The following is an 18393-nucleotide window of genomic DNA, read 5'->3' as shown; positions in this document are numbered from 1 at the left end:
ATGTGGTGGTCGAGGTTGCTGGCGCTTGTGCTGAAGGAACTGCTCACGGTACTTCGTGATCCCAAGGGCCGGACCATCCTGATCGGTCCGCCAATCGTGCAGCTTGTGGTGTTTTCGTATGCGGCAACGCTCGAAGTCCGCAACGTCGACGTCATGCTGCTCAATCGGGATGCGGGCCATTGGGGCGAGGAGCTCGTCGCGCGCATCGATGGTTCGCCTCGATTCCGGCATATCACGGTCACCGACAATTTGCAGGAGGCCCGCGCTGCAATCGACCGCCAGCGCGTGACCGCGGCGATAACGATCGGCCCGGATTTCTCCCGCAACATCGAGGCAGGAAAGCCGGCGGACGTTCAGATCCTTCTGGATGGACGCCGATCCAACGCTGCGCAGATCGTAACCGGCTACGTCACCCAGATTGTACGTACGCTGGCCTCGGAGACACCGGCAGGCGCGCGGAAGGCCGCGACGGCGATAGAAACCGTGCCGCGCTACTGGTTCAACCCCAACCTGATCTACCAGTGGTTCATGGTGCCGAACCTGATTGCGAACATCGCCCTTCTGATCGGGCTCATCGTCACCGCTCTGTCCATCGCCCGCGAGCGCGAGCTCGGAACATTCGATCAGTTGATGGTGTCACCGCTCCGCACGCATGAAATCGTGATCGGCAAGCTCACCCCACCGATGCTGATCGGTCTTTTCCACATGACCGTCTACGTGATCGCGGCGGTCTTCGTCTTTGCGGTTCCCCTGCGTGGATCGCTCGTGCTGCTTTACGCGAGTTCGCTCTTCTATCTCGCCTCGATCGCGGGGGTAGGGCTTTTCATCTCGGCGCTGTCCATGACGCAGCAGCAGGCAATCCTTGGTGCGTTTCTCTTTCTTGTCCCGGCGACGCTTCTGTCCGGGTTTGCGACACCGATAGAGAACATGCCGTCCTGGCTGCAGCCGATAACCGCCATCAATCCGCTGCGGTACTTTCTCGTCGTCGTGAAAGGCATTTTCCTCAAGGACATTCCCGCGTCCGAAGTCCTGAGACAAACCATTCCGCTGCTGGTCATTGCAGTTGTCACCCTCTCGGCGGCCTCATGGCTATTCCGACGTCGCCTCGAATGACGCCAGCCGTGATCGCAACACCGGCCCCGACGGGCGGACAGCCGGTCTCGACGCCGCATCGAAAACTAGCATTCGAGAACCACCATGATTCGCGCTCGAAATCGGCACCGCAAGCCTCCCACGGCGGGCTTCCCGAGCATCCACATCGATCCCGATCTGTACCAGGATCTGAAGGCGAGCGAAGCACGCTATCGCAATCTCATCGACAATGTGCCGCTGCCGCTATGGCAGGTTGATGCCCGGAGCATGGCGAGGTTCTTCGACGAAACGGGACCTGATTGTCGTCATGGTGGGGTCGACGGCAGGCGCACAAGGGAACTCTTCGAGCTTGCCAGCAATACAGTGGTCGTGACCGGCGCCAATGACAGTGCCGTCGACCTTCTGCGTGCAGCGGGTCGCGAAGAGCTTCTCGGGCCCGTTGGCTACCTGTTCGCCGCGAGTCCGGACACCGCCGCGCGGATCGTGGAAGCCCGCTACGCCAACCGGCGTAACCACGTCGAGGAGATGAGGGTTCGTGCCTTTGACGGCCAACTTCTCGAGGTTCTGCTGTTTGCGACATTTCCGCAAACGCAAGACTGCGCAGATCTGGCCCTGATCATGATGGTCGACGTGACGGCGCAGCGGAGAACCGAGCAGAAACTCCAAAAAGTCCAGGCGGATCTCGCCCATGCGTCGCGCGTCTCGGCCCTCGGTGAGCTTGTCGCCACCATCGCACACGAGGTGCGGCAACCTCTCTCGGTGATCGCCACCGACGCAGACACCGCAACGCGATGGCTGGACCGGACGGAACCAAACCTTTCAAAGGCGAGAGATCTGATGATGCGCGTTGCGGACAACGCGCATCGTGCCAGCAGGGTGATCGGTCGCATCCAGGATATGACAGCCAAACGCGATCCGGTGCGAACGCCGGTGGATATCAACGCGATCGTCGAGGAGACGACGGCATTCGTTTCCACCGAATGCCGCCTCCACGCGATCGTCGTTTCACTGCGGCTGCATCATGGGCTTCCAGCCGTGGTAGGCGACCGCGTCCAGCTACAGCAGATCTTGGTGAACCTGCTGCTGAACAGCATACAGGCTATAGCGGCCGCCAACACAGAGCGACGCGAGATCACAGTGGAGACATCGTATGGAGGGTGCGGCGCGATCTCGTTCAGCGTGCGCGACACGGGCGGAGGAATACCACCGCAACACCTGGACCGGATCTTTGAGGGGTTTTTCTCAACGAAGGCGGACGGTATCGGGATCGGCCTGGCCATATGTCGATCCATCGTGGCCGACCATGAAGGAAGCATCCACGTCGACAGCGGGGCGGGCGAGGGGGCTTGCTTTGTCGTTACGCTTCCTATCCCGCACGGAGGCGCGATTGGTAGGGTGGGGCAAACCTTCGTTTGATGGTCTTTAACACCCTTGTTGACTATCCTCTGCCCACGCCCGGATCAAGGAGACGCGGCCACGATCCGGCCGGGGGCTAAGTGGCCGAGCCCTTCAGTCCCGCCATCGTCTGCTCTGGCACCCGAGTTCCTGTTCGTGTGAGGATTGACATGGGCCACGACGTCCCACTGCTGCCGTTGATCATCAGTCTACTCGGGTTCGCCGGAATTGTCGTATGGCACCTGCAAGGCCGGTCGCGTCCCACGGCCAGACTGATCGCCCAGATTGCGTTCTTCGCGGCTATGACGGCGGTGCTGGGGTATGTCCGGGCCTCTCCCTTCCACTACGATCCGAGCGGTATCGACGGAGCGAGCGCGTTGCTCATCCTCGCGAAAGTCCTCTGGTGGATTCATCTGGCATGGGCCTTGATCGGCTTCGTACGCATCTACATCGTCCTCGACCACCGGCCGAGGCAGGCGAGGCTGATCCAGGACCTGATCGTTGCGACGGTCTATCTCGGCGTGTCACTGTCGATCATGGCCTTTGTTTTCGGCGTTCCCATCGGCACACTGATGGCAACATCCGGCGTGATTGCGATCATAATCGGGCTGGCACTCCAGAACACGCTGAGCGACGTGTTTTCCGGCATCGCCCTGACCCTGGGCCGCCCGTACGTTATCGGCGACTGGATCTCCTTGTCGGACGGCACCGAAGGCAGGGTCATGGCGAGCAACTGGCGCTCGACACATCTCCTGACTGCCGCACATAACGTCGTCGTGCTGCCCAACAGCGTCCTTGCCAAGCTGGGGCTGACAAACGTGAGCCAACCCGACGAGAACCATCAGCTCGCGCTTCCCGTCCGCGTGACTCCCACACGGATGCCTCGCACGATCGTGGAGGTGATGCGCGACGTGCTCGCCAGCAGCAATGTGATCGTCAAGCAACCGAGCCCTAACGTCGTCCTTCTGGGCATCGACGCGAGCGCGGTCACGGTTGAACTGCAGTTCCGCGTCGCCAGCCCCGCGCAGCGTGGCGAAGCGCGCAACGAGGTCATCGACCTGGTCTATCGTCACTGCAAGGCCAGCGGCCTGGAATTGGCGATGCCGCCAGAGGCTGTGGTCGTTTCCAAGGACAGCGTTCGGTTGGCCGACCGCCCGGCGCCGGAGGCATTGGGTCTGGTCGAGGCCGTCTCGACGTTTGCTGTCCTGAGCAGCGACGAGCGCACCTCTCTTGCGTCCATGGCCATGCAGCGGACGTTTGCTGCCGAGGCGGAAATCGTTCGCGCCGGGGAAACCCTGACGCGTCTCATGATCGTCAGATCGGGGATCGTCGCCATGATGAGGGACGATCAGGAGATCGCGAGATTGGCGCCGGGGGACTTCTTCGGCGAGCAGGGGCTGCTTGCCGGCGTGGCGGAAATGCACACGCTGCAGGCCGTCACGCGTGTCGTCGTCTACGAGATCGACAAGGACGCGTTCGCGCCGTTGCTCATCGAGCGCCCCGAGCTTGCCGAAGACCTCGCAGCGAACCTTGCCTGCCGGAGCCGCCTCGCCGAGAGGCCGGTGACATCGATAAACGCCGGCGATGGCAGAGCATCGGATCTTCTGAAAAGGATACGATTGTTGATCCGACTGAATCGGGGCTATGGGGAGTCGACACGATCACGACACTAACCGTAACCCACCAGGGGTCGCTTTTCGGCAAGCGACGACGACGGGTCGACGACCTCATGGTATCATATCGCCCCGCAGAACCGAGAGAGTCACATGCCTGAGGCGGCAGATCCACAGCTTTGCGTCCCGACGATCCATATTATCGATGATGATAGCGATCTTCGGAGCTCGCTCCTCGGTTTCTTTGAATCCAGGGGAATGCGGGCGGCAACATTCGAAAGCGCCGGGCAATTCCTTGAGTGTGCCGATTTATCGCAGCCCGGCTGCATTCTCCTCGACATCAGGATGCCGGGCATGACCGGGCTTGAACTTCAGGCGAAGCTGGCCCGGCTCGGATACCCTCTGCCGATCATCTTCATGACGGGAAATGCCAGCGTCGCGAGCAGCGTTTCCGCCATGAAGGCTGGGGCGCTAGACTACCTGGTGAAGCCGTTCAGACCGGAAAGCCTGATCCAGGCGACGACACAGGCTCTTGAGCGCAACGCCAAGCTTCGTGCTAGGGATGCCGCGAGCCTGCAGATGAGGGCACGGGTAGACAAACTCACGCCGCGCGAGGCGGAAGTGTTCGGGTACGTCTCCAAAGGTTTGATGAACAAGCAGATCGCGCATGAAATGAAGATTAGCGAGATCATGGTCAAGCTTCACCGCGGCCGAATGATGAAGAAGCTAGAAGCTCGCTCGATCGCCGATGTCGTGCGCATCTTCGACGAGGCCAACCGCCACGCATCGTGAAGTCCTCCCAGGCTGCCACGGCTTCCGAACGTCTCAAGCCCCGCAAGGCCCGATGTAAACCAAGGTGTACCGTCCCAGCGCCGTTGACCCGTGGTAGGTTTCCCCTCCGGCGGCCGCAGTTCGACGCGAAGGTCACCCGCACATTATAGGACTGTGTGCATGGCCGGGCGACGCGGAGGATCGGCGATGGAAAGCCATGAAATGGACAGGGAGCGGCTGGGGGAACCAGTTGTGCATGTCATCGATGACGACAAGCAGGTACGAGAAGCGTTGCTCGATCTTTTTCTCGTTACGCACTGGCAGGCTTCGGCCTATTCAAGCGGATCCGAGTTCTTGGACACCGTCGACACGACGGGACCCGGCTGCATCGTCATTGATCTCCGGATGCCGGGAGAGTCGGGCCTTGAAGTACAGAGCCGATTGATTTCGACAGGAATCAGGATGCCGGTGATCTTCCTGACCGCGCATGCGGATGTTGCCGCCAGTGTCAAAGCAATGAAAGCCGGCGCGTGCGACTTTCTCACCAAGCCTTTTGTCACCAAGGACTTATTGGCCGCCGTCGGTAATGCCATCCGGATAGACGGCGAGAGGCGCAAGCTGGAAGCCGAGCGCGATCAGATCGGCGCGCTCGCGAACACTCTGACGCCGAGAGAAGAGCAGGTGATGTTCGGCGTCGTCAGCGGGTTGATGAACAAGCAGGTCGCCTACGAGCTCGGGATCAGCGAGATGACGGTGAAGCTGCATCGAATGAGTGTCATGCGCAAGATGCAAAGCCGATCGCTCGCCGACCTTGTTCGAAAAGTCGAGAAGCTGCGGAAGAACTGAACCTGTGGGAGTTCCGGCGCATCAACCTCGAGGCGGGCGCGGCATGCCCGGGCTCCTGTCGTCCTCTGAGCCTTATCCGCTGTCCGGCCGGATAGCCTTCTCAATGGCTGCACGCAGTTCACCGCCAGCAAACGGCTTGAACAGGCAGGTTCCTGCCTGCTTCGCTTCTCGAACGAGTGCATCCTGCGCGTGTCCCGTCATGAACACCACCGGTATCAGCATGCCCCGGTGTCTTAGCTCCCTGTAGAGATCGATGCCCGTCATTCCCGGCATCGAGATGTCCAGGAGGAGACATCGCGTCTCGGACATCTGTGGCGAGTTCAGAAACTCCGGTCCGGATGCAAACGACTCAACGGCGTAGCCAAACATCTCCAGCAGATCGAGCAACGATACTCGAACCGCTTCATCGTCATCGATAATGGCAATCAGCATCGGAGGCATTTCCATGTGAGGTCAGCGATGTGCTTCTCTGCCTGATTGAACCGGCGCCAATCGGCGGAACGGCGTAAGGCTAAATGCTAGAATTCCGGCAGAGATCCCTCTCCCCGCATGGTGAAGACAAAGCAATTGTCGTCCCTCGCGCGCTCGCGTCAATGCAAACTAAGGTTTGCGTGTGACGCGGGCATTCCTTGGTGGCGCGTGCGACGGATTGTAACCAGCCGGCGGTTCAAGGAACGCGTCGGATCGCGTCGCGCCCACGCAACCTACGTATACCTATGCCGGTCATGCAGGCGCCGTATAGAATTGAAACCGTCATCAGAGATCAATGAGGAGAGTTGCCATGTCGACATGGGCGAACGGCTTGTTCGTTCTTGCGATGCTCGCGCTTCCGGCGGCGGCTGCAGAAAAGCCCTATAAATCCAAGGTCACGCTCGTGTTCGATCACGCGCTTCCGAACGTGCCCGGCAAGAGCGTGCGCGGGGTCCTGGTCGAATACGGGCCGGGAGGGCATAACCCGTCGCACACCCATCCGAAAAGCGCGTTCATCAGCGCGACGGTCATCGAGGGCAGCATCAAGAGCCAGATCAACGACGGACCGGTCAAGGTCTACGAGACCGGTGAAAACTGGACCGAGGTGCCGGGTGATCATCACCGCGTGAGCGCGAACGCGAGCGAGACGGAGCCGGCAAAGCTATTGGCAATCTTCGTGGTCGACACGGACGAAACGGAGCTGACGACTTTCGACGATTGAGAAGATCGATGTGACCGGCCGCGGAAGAAGCCGCCGGCATGCCTTTCCCTGAGCGCAGGATCGTCCCGCGCATAGAATTTCCAAACAGAAGGAGCTTAGCCATGAAAGTCGTCATCATCGGAGGTACGGGGCTGATCGGAACCAAGGTTGCCACACTTCTGAGGCGGGCAGGGCACGACGTCCTGCAGGCCTCGCCTGCGACCGGGGTCAACACGCTGACGGGCGAGGGGCTGTCCGAAGCGCTCGCCGGTGCCGAGGTCGTCGTGGATCTCGCGAACTCGCCTTCATTCGAGCCGGGTGCCGTGCTTTCGTTCTTCGAGCAATCGACGTCCAACCTGATCGAGGCCGAGAAGGCCGCTGCCGTTCCCCATCACGTGGCCCTCTCTATCGTCGGCATCGAGCGGTCGCCCGACAACGGCTACTTCCCGGGCAAGGTCGCGCAGGAAAGGATCGTCAAGGCGGGCGGTGTCCCGTACACCATCATCCGGTCGACCCAGTTCATTGAATTCATCAGCGGCATTGCCGACGGCGCGACCTCCGGCCAGACCGTTCACGCTTCGCCCGGCGCGTTCCAACCGATCGCGGCCGACGACGTGGCAAGCTTCGTGGCCGAGACCGCAACATCGGCTCCTCTGAACGGGACATTCGAAATCGCCGGCCCGGAGAAGAGACCGATGAGCGACTTCCTCGCCGGCTATCTTGCCGCCACCCGCGATGCGCGCACTGTGGTCGTCGACAAGGATGCCCGATATTTCGGCTCCCTCGTCGACGAGCAATCCCTGGTGCCGCTCGGGCCGGCCAAGCTCGGCAAGTTGGACATCAAGACTTGGTTCAGGCAGCGCACGCAGACCGCAGCTTGAGCTCGTAGTCGATGGCGACTGGAGGCGTGTCTGCCACTGGTCGCCTTGGCTCCGAGCGGCCACATTTGCAAATGGTCCTGATCGTATCGAGAGTATCGGCGCCAGCATTGAAACAATAATGCGGAACCGCGCAATCTCCTTGAGGCAGTTTTGGTCTCCGCCACCCAATCCGCTGTGGAGCAGACTAAGGTAAAGCGAAGAGCATTTGTAAGTAGAGTTAACCCGCAGTTGGGTTCGAACACTTCGTTCTTAGGGATGGCCATTATGGCGACCGGATAGTTTTCCTTCCGGCTGCCGCATTCGAGCGCGATGACAGTGACTTCACCACCATCTACGCATTCTGCTATGAAATCCAGCCTGTTACGTTAAGGAAGGTCCCGGACGGTGCAGTGGGCCGCGTCTATTTCTGCTGTTCGCTTCCTGAACGCAGACTGTCAGTAGTCGGCCCCAAAGCGGTCAGTCCGTAAGTGCTTCTGCCGCCTTCTCGATGACGTCAGCAACCTTTTGGGGCTGAGAGGCGAAGACGGCGTGGCTGGATTTGATCTCGGTCACTGTGCTGCCGGCGCGCTTTGCCATTTCACGTTCCAGTTCAGGATTAATGGATCGGTCTTCGGTCGCGACAATGGACCAGCTCTGCTTCGTCTTCCAAGCGGGATCCCCGACCTTGGCTGAGAACGCTTCCTTCGAGGCGAAGACCTGCGACCTTGCCAGAAACGCGGCGTCGTCTTTCGGCAGGTCCGCGGCGAAGTCGTTCGCGAAGGCGGCGGGATCGAGATAGAGATACTTCCCGTCCGTCGTCTCTCGGATATTCATGCCGCCAGCAGGCTTTGAACTCGCAAGGCTGAGGAGGCTTTCACCCTTGTCCGGCTGGAAGGCCGCGACATACACGAGACCAGCGACAACGGGGCTGCGGCCAGCCTCGGTGATCACCATACCGCCATAGCTGTGACCGACGAGAAGCGTCGGGCCGTCCTGCAAATCGAGCACCCGGTTGGTGGCGGCGATATCGTCGGCGAGCGACGTAATCGGCTGCTGCACGATCGTGACATTGAAACCGCGCTTGACGAGGATGTCGGATGCCTTGCGCCAGCCCGAACCGTCGGCAAGTGCGCCATGGACGATGACGATGTTCTTGACCTCGGCGGCCTGCGCCGCAAAGGCGACGATGCTGGTGGCGAAGGCGAGTGCGAGGATCGAGATGGAATGTCGGTTCATGCGTTTTACTCCTGTTGTCGTGGGTGGATTTAGTGAGAAGATAGGGTCTCAGCCGAAGGTGAAGGCGTAGGCTTCGACGCCTGGATCGAGGAAGCGGATTTCAAATGTCCGTTCCTCCACGTCGCCGGACTGGCGAACGAGCTGGTAGAGCCTGGTCGATGTCACCGTGCCGTAGCCGTCAGCATCGGTATCCGCCCCATGATCGGACCCAGGCGCCTTGCCGTCGATTGTCACCTGGAAGCGAACAGGTTTGCCGGTGGCGCCAGCTCCGAGAACCAGATGCAGGTCGCGCGCGCTGAAGCGGTAGACGATGCTGCCATCCGGCTGGTCCAGCACGGCGCGTTCAGCGCCGACCGTCCAGCGTCCGGAGAGGCCCCATTCATTCAGACCCGGTTGCGAGATAGAATAGGCGTTGGCGGCGTCGGCACGCAGGCCTTCCGGAGAGACGAAGCCTGCGGCGCGCTCATAGCCCAGATAGCTCTCGCCGGAACGGATGTTTTTGAGATCGGGGCTCGCCTCGGCACCCTTGGCATCGGGCGTCACCGTTGTGGTCGCTGCCAGATCGTTGCCGGCTTCGCGCAACAGGTCCTGGATCGCCTGCTCGGTCTGACGGTAATTGCCTTCGCCGAAATGATGGTAGCGGATCTGGCCCTTTGCATCGATCAGGTAGTGTGCCGGCCAGTAGCTATTTTCGAACGCGCGCCAGATCTTGTAGTCGTTGTCGATCGCAACCGGATAGCCGATCTTGAAATCTTCGATCGCCTTTTTGACGTTGTCGATCTTCTTCTCGAAGGCGAATTCCGGGGCGTGCACGCCGATCACGACGAGACCCTGATCCTTGTATTTTTCAGCCCAAGCGCGGACGTAGGGCACGGTTCGGATGCAGTTGATGCAGGAATAGGTCCAGAAATCGACAAGGACGACCTTGCCGCGAAGCTGTTCCGTCGTCAGCGGCGACGAGTTCAGCCACTCGACAGCGCCATTCAACGACGGCGCGCGACCCTCCACGGGAAGGTTGCTCCGGAACGGCCGATCTGGATCGATGACGGCAGTCGTGACATCGTTGCTCACCATCACGGCGGATTTTTCAGCGGCCGGCTTCTCGTGCAGTTGGTCAAGGACGACCTGCTCGAATTTGGCCGTGCTGGCATAGGAAAGACGCGCGAGGAGGCCGGTGTCGAGACCAAGGGCAATAACGGCAACGCCAACCAGAACCGCGGCTCCCAGCACCTGTCGAATACGTTCACTGATGCCGAGCGACCGTTTCATGCCGGCGAAGATCCTGCCTCCGACAAGAAGGGCAATGGCAAGCGATGTTGCGGCGCCAGCAGCATAGGCGGTGAGCAGAAACGTTGTCTGGAGGTTGGCGCCATTCAACGCCGCGCCTGTCAGCAGAAGGCCGAGGATTGGCCCGGCGCAGGGAGCCCAAAGGAGCCCGGTTGCAACGCCGAGGATAAAGGAGCTTGCGGCGGTCGGCACGGAGCCAGGCCTGCCCGAGGCGTTCAACAACCTGTTGCCGAAATCGACGACGGGTTGGGTGATGATGCTCGCAATGCGTGGCGACAACAGACTGACCCCGAAGACGGTGAGCAGCAGGATCGCAGCGAGACGACCGTATTCATTGGCGTGGATTGCCCAACTCCCACCGACTGCTGCGAGCGTCGCGACCAATGCGAACGTGACGCTCATGCCAATCAGCATGGGCAGCGTGCTTCGGAGAAAAGGCTGTCCCGCGCGGGCAAAGACGAAGGGAAGAATGGGAAGGATGCACGGGCTGAGGATGGTCAGCGCCCCTCCGAGATAGGCAATGATGAGAAGTGTCATCGTCGTTTCCTTGAAACCGGTTGGTCGGGTTCTGGACGGCGATGAGGCTCGACCAGCAACAGGGCCAATCTGGTCGGAGCGACGTATCCCGGATGTGTCGGGCTTCCATAGGAAATGTACCGCAGTGTAGGACCCGGCCTATCCACGACAGAGTGTTACAAACCGCTGGCGCGCCGGGGCCAGCAGGTGGTGCGAATTGTATCAGACTGTATCGAAGGCGCCGGAGGCTACATCCGCATTCAATTCCGGGCTTGACGGGACACATGCGAGATACGTGCAGTCGGCTTTCTTCACATCAAGATCAATCGATATGGAGAGAACGATGTCCCCTCAATTTAACCATCAGCGCCGCCGCTTCTTCGGTATCGCCGCCATGACCGTGGCTGCCACCCAATTGGGCATGAACACGATCGCCAATGCCCAGACGTCCGCTGCGTCCCCGGCCTCGGTCAAAGCTGGAGGGTCCACTGCGTTCGCAGCACTCAAGCAAATCAAGGCAGGCGTGCTCGATATCGGATATGCGGAAGCCGGCCCGGCCGATGGTCCCGTTGTCCTGCTCGTTCACGGCTGGCCATACGACATTTATAGCTATGTCGATGTGGCACCGATCCTGGCCGATGCAGGCTACCGCGTGCTCATTCCCTATCTGCGTGGCTACGGCACGACGCGCTTCCTTTCGGACGAGACCCCGCGAAGCGGCCAGCAGGCGGCGCTGGCTGCCGACATGATCGCCTTCATGGATGCACTCGGTATCGAAAAGGCGATCTTGGGCGGATATGACTGGGGTGCGCGCACCGTCAACATCATGGCGGCTCTCTGGCCGGATCGCTGCCAGGCGATGGTGTCCGTCAGCGGCTATCTCATCGGCAGCCAGGCCGCCAACAGCAAGCCGCTATCGCCGGCCGCGGAACTCTCCTGGTGGTACCAGTTCTACTTCGCCACCGAGCGGGGGCGGCTCGGCTATGCCGCCAACACGCACGAGTTTGCAAAGCTCATCTGGCGGACGGCATCGCCCACCTGGACATTCGACGACGCGACCTTCAATCGATCGGCCTCCGCCCTCGACAATCCTGATCACGTGGACATCACCATCCATAATTATCGCTGGCGGCTTGGCCTCGCCGAAGGGGAAGCAGCGTACGATGTCTTCGAGAAGCAGCTTGCGATGGGGCCGGTGATTGCTATTCCGACGATCACCATGGAAGGCGATGCCAATGGTGCGCCCCATCCGCAGCCATCGGCCTATGCAAAGAAGTTCTCGGGGAGATACGAGCACCGAGATATTTCGGGTATCGGGCATAATCTGCCGCAGGAAGCGCCGGAGGCATTCGCTCAGGCTATCGTCGATGTGGCGAAATTCTGATGGCGGGGGCTGCCGCGAGAAACCGCTTTACTCGCGGCAGCCCACACGGAACTAATGCCGCGTGCGAATGTTTGAAAGGCCACAGATGGAGCATGTCGACCATATTCTGATTGTCGATGACGATCGCGAAATTCGCGAACTGGTGTCGAGCTATTTGAAGAAGAACGGTCTCCGGACGACGGTCGCTGCCGACGGCCGGCAGATGCGCAGTTTCCTGGAAGCCAGCACGGTTGACCTGATCGTGCTCGATGTGATGATGCCGGGTGATGATGGACTGGTGCTGTGCCGCGAACTGCGCGCTGGCAAGCACAAGGCAACACCGGTCATCATGTTGACGGCGCGCGACGATGAGATGGACCGTATCATTGGGCTCGAAATGGGCGCCGATGACTATCTGCCAAAGCCGTTTGCGGCGCGAGAACTGCTTGCCCGCATCAAGGCGGTGCTACGGCGCACGCGTATGCTGCCGCCCAACCTGCAGATCAGCGAGGCCGGACAACTGTTGACCTTTGGTGATTGGCGGCTCGACACCGTCGGTCGGCATCTTCTTGACCGGGACGGAACGGAAATCGCCTTGAGCGGCGCCGAATACCGGCTGCTGCGGGTATTCATCGATCACCCGCAACGCGTGCTCAATCGCGACCAGATCCTCAACCTCACGCAAGGCCGCGATGCCGAACTGTTCGACCGCTCGATCGACCTTTTGGTCAGTCGCCTGCGCCAGCGGCTTGGCGATGATGCGCGCGAGCCAACCTATATCAAGACGGTGCGGGCCGAAGGCTATGTGTTCTCCGTACCGGTTGAGATTTCGGTGCCCAGAACATGAGTGGGGGCGGCAGGTCTCTTTTTGGCTGGTGGCCAGGCACGCTTCGCTCACGATTGTTCCTGATCCTGTTTGCCGGACTGGCGGTTGCCTATGGCCTGTCTTTCAGCATTCTTTTTGCCGAGCGCTATATGTCGGCCAAGGCCGTCATGCTCGGGACGTTGGAAAGCGATCTGGCAACGTCGATCGCAATTCTCGACCGGCTTCCCGCCAACGAGCGGGCCGATTGGCTGGATCGCCTGAGCCGTGGCAGCTACCGCCTCGTTCTTGGTCCCGGCCTTCCCGGTGTTCCGGATTTGTCGGGGCGTGGTGCCGAGATCGCAAACCGGATAGGCCAGGCGGCTGGCAACAGGTTTCCGATCCGCGTCGAAGCCATTCCGGGCGACCACATGCGTCTGCAGGGGCATCTCACGCTGTCGGACGGTTCGCCGCTGACAATCGATGTGACCCCGCGCGGTGTGATGCCCTTGGCCGAATGGCTGCCTTATGTCTTCGCGGCACAGATGGTTCTGCTCATCCTCTGCACCTGGTTTGCGGTGCGCCTAGCCATTCGTCCTCTGGGCGCTCTCGCCGCTGCTGCCGATGCACTCGATCCCGGCAGACAAGGTTCTCCCCTGAACGAGGGTGGACCGAGCGAGGTTGCCCATGCGGCGCGCGCCTTCAACGCCATGCGTGACCGTATCGCCCATTACCTGGAAGAACGTGTGCAGATTCTCGCGGCAATCTCACATGACCTGCAGACGCCGATCACGCGCATGCGGCTTCGCGCCGAGATGGCGGACGACAGCCCCGAAAAAGACAAGCTGGTCAACGATCTGCGCGAAATCGAGCGGTTGGTGCAGGACGGAATTGCCTATGCGCGCAGTTCGCACGGCAATGGCGAGAAAAACGCGCGCATCGATCTCGCATCCTTCATCGACAGCATCGCCTACGACTATCAGGACACCGGCAAGGCGGTTTCGGTAACCGGCATCGTTCAGGGGACTGCCCTGACCAAACCGCACGCATTGCGGCGTATCCTGACCAATTTCATCGACAACGCCCTCAAGTTTGCCGGTTCTGCCGAGATCAGCGTCGAACGATCGGGCGAGGGAAACACCGTCATTACGGTCACCGACCATGGACCGGGCATTCCCGAGGACAAGCTGGAGTCCGCCATGCAACCTTTCTACCGCGTTGAGACTTCGCGCAATCGAGACACAGGAGGCACAGGGCTTGGACTGGCCATCGCCCAGCAGCTTGCCGCCTCGGTCGGTGGAGCAGTGCGGATCTACAATCGTTCCGGCGGCGGGCTTGCCGCGGAAATATCGCTGCCCTGACGAGGCCCGAAGCGTGGCCTCTACGCTGCGATACAATTCCACCCTTTTCGAAAACATGCCGGATACGTGGATGCGGCAAAACACATCCGTCAATCACGTCGCCCTCTGCGACAGAACGAAGGAGTGTTCCATGACGAAGATCGAAAAAGTTCTCTATACCGGCAAGACCCATACCACCGGCGGACGCGACGGTGCGGCGCGCAGTGACGATGCGCAGCTTGACGTCAAGCTTTCGCCTCCGGGTAGCGGCAAGCCGGGCACAAATCCCGAGCAGTTGTTCGCGGCTGGCTGGTCCGCCTGCTTCATCGGTGCCTTGGGCATCGCTGCGCGCAAGCGCAAGCTGCAACTCCCTGCGAATACAGCAGTCGACGCCGAAGTAGACCTCGGCATGATGGAAGGCGCCTATCTTCTGCAAGCCCGGCTGAATGTCAGCCTTCCGGGGCTGGATGTCGACCTTGCACGGGCGCTGATAGACGAAGCTCACCAGACCTGCCCCTATTCCAAAGCGACACGGGGCAACATCGCCGTAGCGCTGACGCTCGTTTGAGTCGCGCCGCAATCTCATGGAGTGTTCTATGAAACGCCTGATCATTGGCATGCTTGCGCTCGCCGTTTTTGCCGCGCCGTGCGTCTATGACGTGTTTTCCAACGAACCGTCGCCTTTGGCTGCTATCGCCACAGCGGTCGGTCTTCAAGGGTAGCCATAGCGGAAAATAGGAGAGGAGCGGCTACGAGACAGTCGCTCCCTCTTACCATCAAGACTTGTCGCCTACGTCCTTGAGCAAGGTCGCAGCTTCGATCGCCAATGGATCGGCTAAGGTCGGCCAGCATCAAAACGTCCGTCGAGTTCATTTCATCCTGACTGACCAATCCGTCTCCGTCCCTGCCGAATTCACCAAACGCGTTGTTGAGTATCTGCGACAGGGGCTGGCATTGTTGATTGCCGTCACGATTTCTTCTCTCCGGTCAGTCGGATTTCGGTGTCATGGCAATCCGGAAAATGGTCCATCGGCTTTCGAAGACGCGACGGCATTCGGCTTCATCGGGCGTGTCGCACAGGCCAAGGCGAATGCGATTGTTGGCGCCTTCCAGCAGATCGACCAGGACGCCGCATATTTCAGACGCATCGCCCGCTACGATGGAGCCTGCAGCCTGAGCAGCGATGATCGCCTCGACCATGGGTTCCAACGCATCCCTCGACCAGATCGCCAGCCTTTCCCGAAGGGACGCCGACACCACGGCCTCTGCCGTGACTGACAGGTAGAAGGCCGAGTAGTCCCTGTCAGTGCCGAACAGGAAATAGCGAAGCGCGATCGCATGTAGCGCAGGGAGAGGCTCTTTTCGCTGCATTGCGGCCAGTGCAAGCGCCGTGCGAAACCGAACGAGATCACGCTCTACAACCGCCTCCAGGAGCGCCTGCTTGCTGGGATATCGGCGATACAGCGTGTGTTTCGAGATCGCATGGTGCGCTGCGATTTCCTCCATCGTGGCGTTTGCGACACCCTTGTTCGCAAAGGTCGCTCGGGCATCGTCCAGGATCTGTCTCGTGAGGTTTTCCGCCTCCTCGCGTGTCGGTCGTCCGCCGGCACGTGCCTGCGCCGACTTCATGCTGCCTCGTAGCGTTGAATGGAGAGGATCCCGGCGACGGCCATTGTTCTTTCCGCGATTGTTTGGTAACAGCACGATATCGTGCTGTTAATCTTGATGCAACAGGTTTAAGATGTCTTCGATCGTGCTTTCAGGGCTATGCTGGACAAAACCGGACGGTGGCCAGGTATTTGAGGACCTCGACCTGTCGTTCGGACCGGAACGGACCGGTTTGGTCGGCCGAAACGGCGTGGGCAAAACGACCCTGCTCAAAATTATCTCCGGAATAGTGCCTCCGTCCGCAGGGACACTGTCAATCGAGGGCAAGGTCGTGCTCGTCCGGCAGATGCTGGATGCGGACCCCCACGAAACGGTGGCCGATCTTTTCGGTGCAAGGCAGGCTATCGAGTTGCTCGCCCGGGCAGAACGCGGAACCGCCAGCCTGGAAGACCTTGCGGAGGCAGATTGGACAGTCAGGGAGCGGATGCTATCAGCCCTTGGCCGCTTTGGGCTGGCTGCCGAGCCGGATACGCTGCTCAGGCATTTATCGGGTGGGCAGCGTACGCGGGCTGCGCTCGCGGCGGCCCTCTTCCAGGAGCCGGATTTTCTTCTTCTCGATGAACCGACCAACAATCTGGACAGAGACGGGCGGCAAGCAGTCATCGACCTTATCGGCAGATGGAGAGGCGGGGCCATCGTCATCAGCCATGATCGCGGACTGCTTGAGCATATGGATGCCATCGTCGAACTGACCACACTTGGAGCGAAACGCTACGGCGGGAACTGGAGTGCCTATCAGGCGGCGAAGGTGATCGAGTTGAATGCCGCCGAGCAGAGTCTGGCGCATGCCGAAAAGACGGCGGAGGAAATTGACCGCAAGGCGCAGGTCCTTGCCGAACGACAGGACAGGCGGAATGCATCGGGGAACCGCAAAGCAGCAAAGGGAGACATGCCCAAAATTCTCCTCGGTCGGCGCAAGAGCAGTGCAGAGGCCAGCCGAGGCAAGGTGACGGAACTTGCCGAGCGCCAGCGCGCCGATGCGCTGGACACGCTTGCTTCCGCCAAGGCTCGGATCGAGGTTCTCCAGCCATTTTCCGTGCAACTTCCGGCGACAAACCTGCCTGCCGGCAAGGCGGTTCTGTCGTTTGATCATGTTACGGCGGGCTATGATCACGAACATCCCGTTATTCGGAATCTGTCCTTCTCGATCGTCGGGCCGCAGCGTGTAGCGCTTTCCGGCCCCAACGGGTCCGGCAAAACGACACTGCTGAAGGTGGTCACGGGAGAGATTATGCCCATCACCGGCAAGGTCACGGTTTCTGTCCCTGCCGCGATGCTGGACCAGAGTGTCAGCCTTCTCGATCGCGGCAAAAGTATCCTCGACAATTTCAAGCGACTGAACCCCGGCACAACCGAAAATACCTGCCGGGCAACTTTGGCCGGTTTTCGTTTTCGTGCGGATGCGGCACTCCAGCGTGTGGAGACTTTAAGCGGAGGGCAGATCTTGCGTGCCGGCCTGGCCTGCGTACTCGGTGGGCCCAGTCCACCGTCGCTGCTGATCCTCGATGAGCCGACCAATCATCTCGATATCGATTCCATCGAGACGGTGGAAGCCGTGCTGAGGGCCTATGACGGCGCGCTTCTGGTTGTCAGTCACGATGACGCCTTCCTCGACAGTATCGCGATCGACACTTACGTCGAGCAACCCGCCCGCAATTGTGACAGCGATGCGGGTTGTCAATAAGTCATCGATTTAAAGTACGAACCCGCCATCTATCGTGAGGCTCGAACCCGTCATATACCCTGCCTTTTCGCTCACCAAATAGGAGGCAAGAGCCGCGATTTCGTCGGGCTGACCAACACGCTTGAGAGGGATGACATTTACCAGTCCAGCCACCATGCTGGCCGTCATGTCCGTTTCCGTTGGTCCGGGCTGAATGTTGTTCACCGTGATGCTCCGCGGCGCGAGGTCCAGGGCCGCGCCCTTGACCATCGCGGCGACCGCAGCTTTCGTCATCGCATAGACGCTCCCGCCGGAAGAACCTGTCCGCACCGCGGTGTTGCTGCCGATCGTTACGATTCGGCCGCCATCCTTCATGTTCAGCGCTGCTGCCTGGATGGCGAGAAATACGCCGCGAACATTAATGGCAAGCGAAACGTCGAGGTCGTCCAGGGTGACATTTTCGATGTTGGCTAGTTTCAGCACTCCGGCATTGACGATTGCCGCATCCAGTTTGCCAAATCGGTCCACCGTTTCTCTGACAGCGCGGCGTATTGCGTCAGGGTCGGCGCTATCCGCTTGGATCGCCATCGCGCGACCGCCCGAGGCTTCAATACCGGTCACGACCTGCCGCGCTTTTTCCGATTGCGAGACATAGGTTATCGCGACCCAGAAGCCGTCCTGAGCCAACTGTCTGGCGATGGCAGCGCCGATCCCGCGTGATCCGCCGAAGATGAGCGCTGTTTTCTTGGGAGATATAGGGTTCATCACGT

At 60.3% G+C, this 18393-nt stretch carries 18 protein-coding genes; 13 read left to right on the top strand and 5 right to left on the bottom strand.

All coding sequences use genetic code 11. The features are described 5' to 3' along the window. The 5 genes from HV823_RS23965 (at position 1) to HV823_RS23945 (ending at position 5717) form a co-directional block, all read left to right on the top strand. Positions 1-1113: an ABC transporter permease gene (locus tag HV823_RS23965; protein WP_176952196.1), complete on the top strand. Its 1113-nt coding sequence runs from the start codon at positions 1-3 to the stop codon at positions 1111-1113. Positions 1114-1197: 84 nt separating this feature from the next. After that, positions 1198-2508, top strand: coding sequence for a sensor histidine kinase (locus HV823_RS23960; RefSeq protein WP_176952195.1), 1311 nt, complete (start codon positions 1198-1200; stop codon positions 2506-2508). 149 nt (positions 2509-2657) lie between these two features. Then, positions 2658-4160: a cyclic nucleotide-binding domain-containing protein gene (locus HV823_RS23955; RefSeq protein WP_176952194.1), complete on the top strand. Its 1503-nt coding sequence runs from the start codon at positions 2658-2660 to the stop codon at positions 4158-4160. 93 nt (positions 4161-4253) lie between these two features. Further along, on the top strand, positions 4254-4892 hold the full coding sequence (locus HV823_RS23950; RefSeq protein ID WP_176952193.1) for a response regulator transcription factor: 639 nt from the start codon (positions 4254-4256) through the stop codon (positions 4890-4892). Between the two features lie 186 nt (positions 4893-5078). Then, positions 5079-5717 (top strand): response regulator transcription factor, encoded by a 639-nt coding sequence (locus HV823_RS23945; RefSeq protein ID WP_176952192.1) that lies wholly within the window; start codon positions 5079-5081, stop codon positions 5715-5717. Between the two features lie 72 nt (positions 5718-5789). Here the strand turns inward: HV823_RS23945 and HV823_RS23940 are convergent, their stop codons facing one another. Next, entirely contained in the window at positions 5790-6149 is a 360-nt protein-coding gene (locus HV823_RS23940) for a response regulator transcription factor (protein ID WP_246301916.1), read from the bottom strand. Between the two features lie 349 nt (positions 6150-6498). On the opposite strand from HV823_RS23940, the gene HV823_RS23935 reads away from it, so the two are divergent. Next, positions 6499-6909, top strand: a complete 411-nt coding sequence (locus HV823_RS23935) for a cupin domain-containing protein (protein WP_176952190.1) — start codon at positions 6499-6501, stop codon at positions 6907-6909. A 101-nt stretch (positions 6910-7010) separates the two neighbouring features. Then, positions 7011-7769: an SDR family oxidoreductase gene (locus HV823_RS23930; protein ID WP_176952189.1), complete on the top strand. Its 759-nt coding sequence runs from the start codon at positions 7011-7013 to the stop codon at positions 7767-7769. A 456-nt stretch (positions 7770-8225) separates the two neighbouring features. On the opposite strand, the gene HV823_RS23925 is transcribed toward HV823_RS23930, so the two are convergent. Then, positions 8226-8984, bottom strand: coding sequence for an alpha/beta hydrolase (locus HV823_RS23925; RefSeq protein WP_176952188.1), 759 nt, complete (start codon positions 8982-8984; stop codon positions 8226-8228). A gap of 48 nt (positions 8985-9032) precedes the next feature. Further along, the gene (locus tag HV823_RS23920) at positions 9033-10808 is read right to left on the bottom strand and encodes a cytochrome c biogenesis protein DipZ (protein ID WP_176952187.1); all 1776 of its coding nucleotides are present in this window, start codon (positions 10806-10808) and stop codon (positions 9033-9035) included. Between the two features lie 322 nt (positions 10809-11130). Between HV823_RS23920 and HV823_RS23915 the strand changes: the two genes are divergently transcribed. The 5 genes from HV823_RS23915 (at position 11131) to HV823_RS27125 (ending at position 15014) form a co-directional block, all read left to right on the top strand. Further along, positions 11131-12171 (top strand): alpha/beta fold hydrolase, encoded by a 1041-nt coding sequence (locus HV823_RS23915; RefSeq protein WP_176952186.1) that lies wholly within the window; start codon positions 11131-11133, stop codon positions 12169-12171. Positions 12172-12256: 85 nt separating this feature from the next. Continuing rightward, on the top strand, positions 12257-12997 hold the full coding sequence (locus tag HV823_RS23910) for a response regulator (protein WP_176952185.1): 741 nt from the start codon (positions 12257-12259) through the stop codon (positions 12995-12997). Then, positions 12994-14313, top strand: coding sequence for a sensor histidine kinase (locus HV823_RS23905; RefSeq protein WP_176952184.1), 1320 nt, complete (start codon positions 12994-12996; stop codon positions 14311-14313). The genes HV823_RS23910 and HV823_RS23905 overlap by 4 nt, the downstream gene beginning before the upstream one ends. 130 nt (positions 14314-14443) lie before the next feature. Then, entirely contained in the window at positions 14444-14860 is a 417-nt protein-coding gene (locus tag HV823_RS23900) for an organic hydroperoxide resistance protein (RefSeq protein ID WP_176952183.1), read from the top strand. A gap of 28 nt (positions 14861-14888) precedes the next feature. After that, positions 14889-15014 carry a hypothetical protein gene (locus tag HV823_RS27125; RefSeq protein ID WP_281374133.1) on the top strand — a complete coding sequence of 42 codons (126 nt, stop codon included), beginning with the start codon at positions 14889-14891 and terminating at the stop codon, positions 15012-15014. A 265-nt stretch (positions 15015-15279) separates the two neighbouring features. Here the strand turns inward: HV823_RS27125 and HV823_RS23895 are convergent, their stop codons facing one another. Then, positions 15280-15921 (bottom strand): TetR/AcrR family transcriptional regulator, encoded by a 642-nt coding sequence (locus HV823_RS23895; RefSeq protein WP_176952182.1) that lies wholly within the window; start codon positions 15919-15921, stop codon positions 15280-15282. Between the two features lie 112 nt (positions 15922-16033). On the opposite strand from HV823_RS23895, the gene HV823_RS23890 reads away from it, so the two are divergent. Continuing rightward, a complete protein-coding gene (locus tag HV823_RS23890; RefSeq protein ID WP_176952181.1) occupies positions 16034-17644 on the top strand; it encodes an ABC-F family ATP-binding cassette domain-containing protein in 1611 nt (536 codons plus the stop codon). A gap of 9 nt (positions 17645-17653) precedes the next feature. Here the strand turns inward: HV823_RS23890 and HV823_RS23885 are convergent, their stop codons facing one another. Further along, positions 17654-18388 (bottom strand): SDR family oxidoreductase, encoded by a 735-nt coding sequence (locus tag HV823_RS23885; RefSeq protein WP_176952180.1) that lies wholly within the window; start codon positions 18386-18388, stop codon positions 17654-17656. Positions 18389-18393: the final 5 nt, after the last annotated feature.

The organism is Mycoplana rhizolycopersici, assembly GCF_013378445.1.
Lineage (GTDB): Bacteria > Pseudomonadota > Alphaproteobacteria > Rhizobiales > Rhizobiaceae > Mycoplana > Mycoplana rhizolycopersici.
The sequence above is the reverse complement of the archived record's forward strand: the minus strand, read 5'-3'. Positions and strand labels throughout refer to the sequence as shown.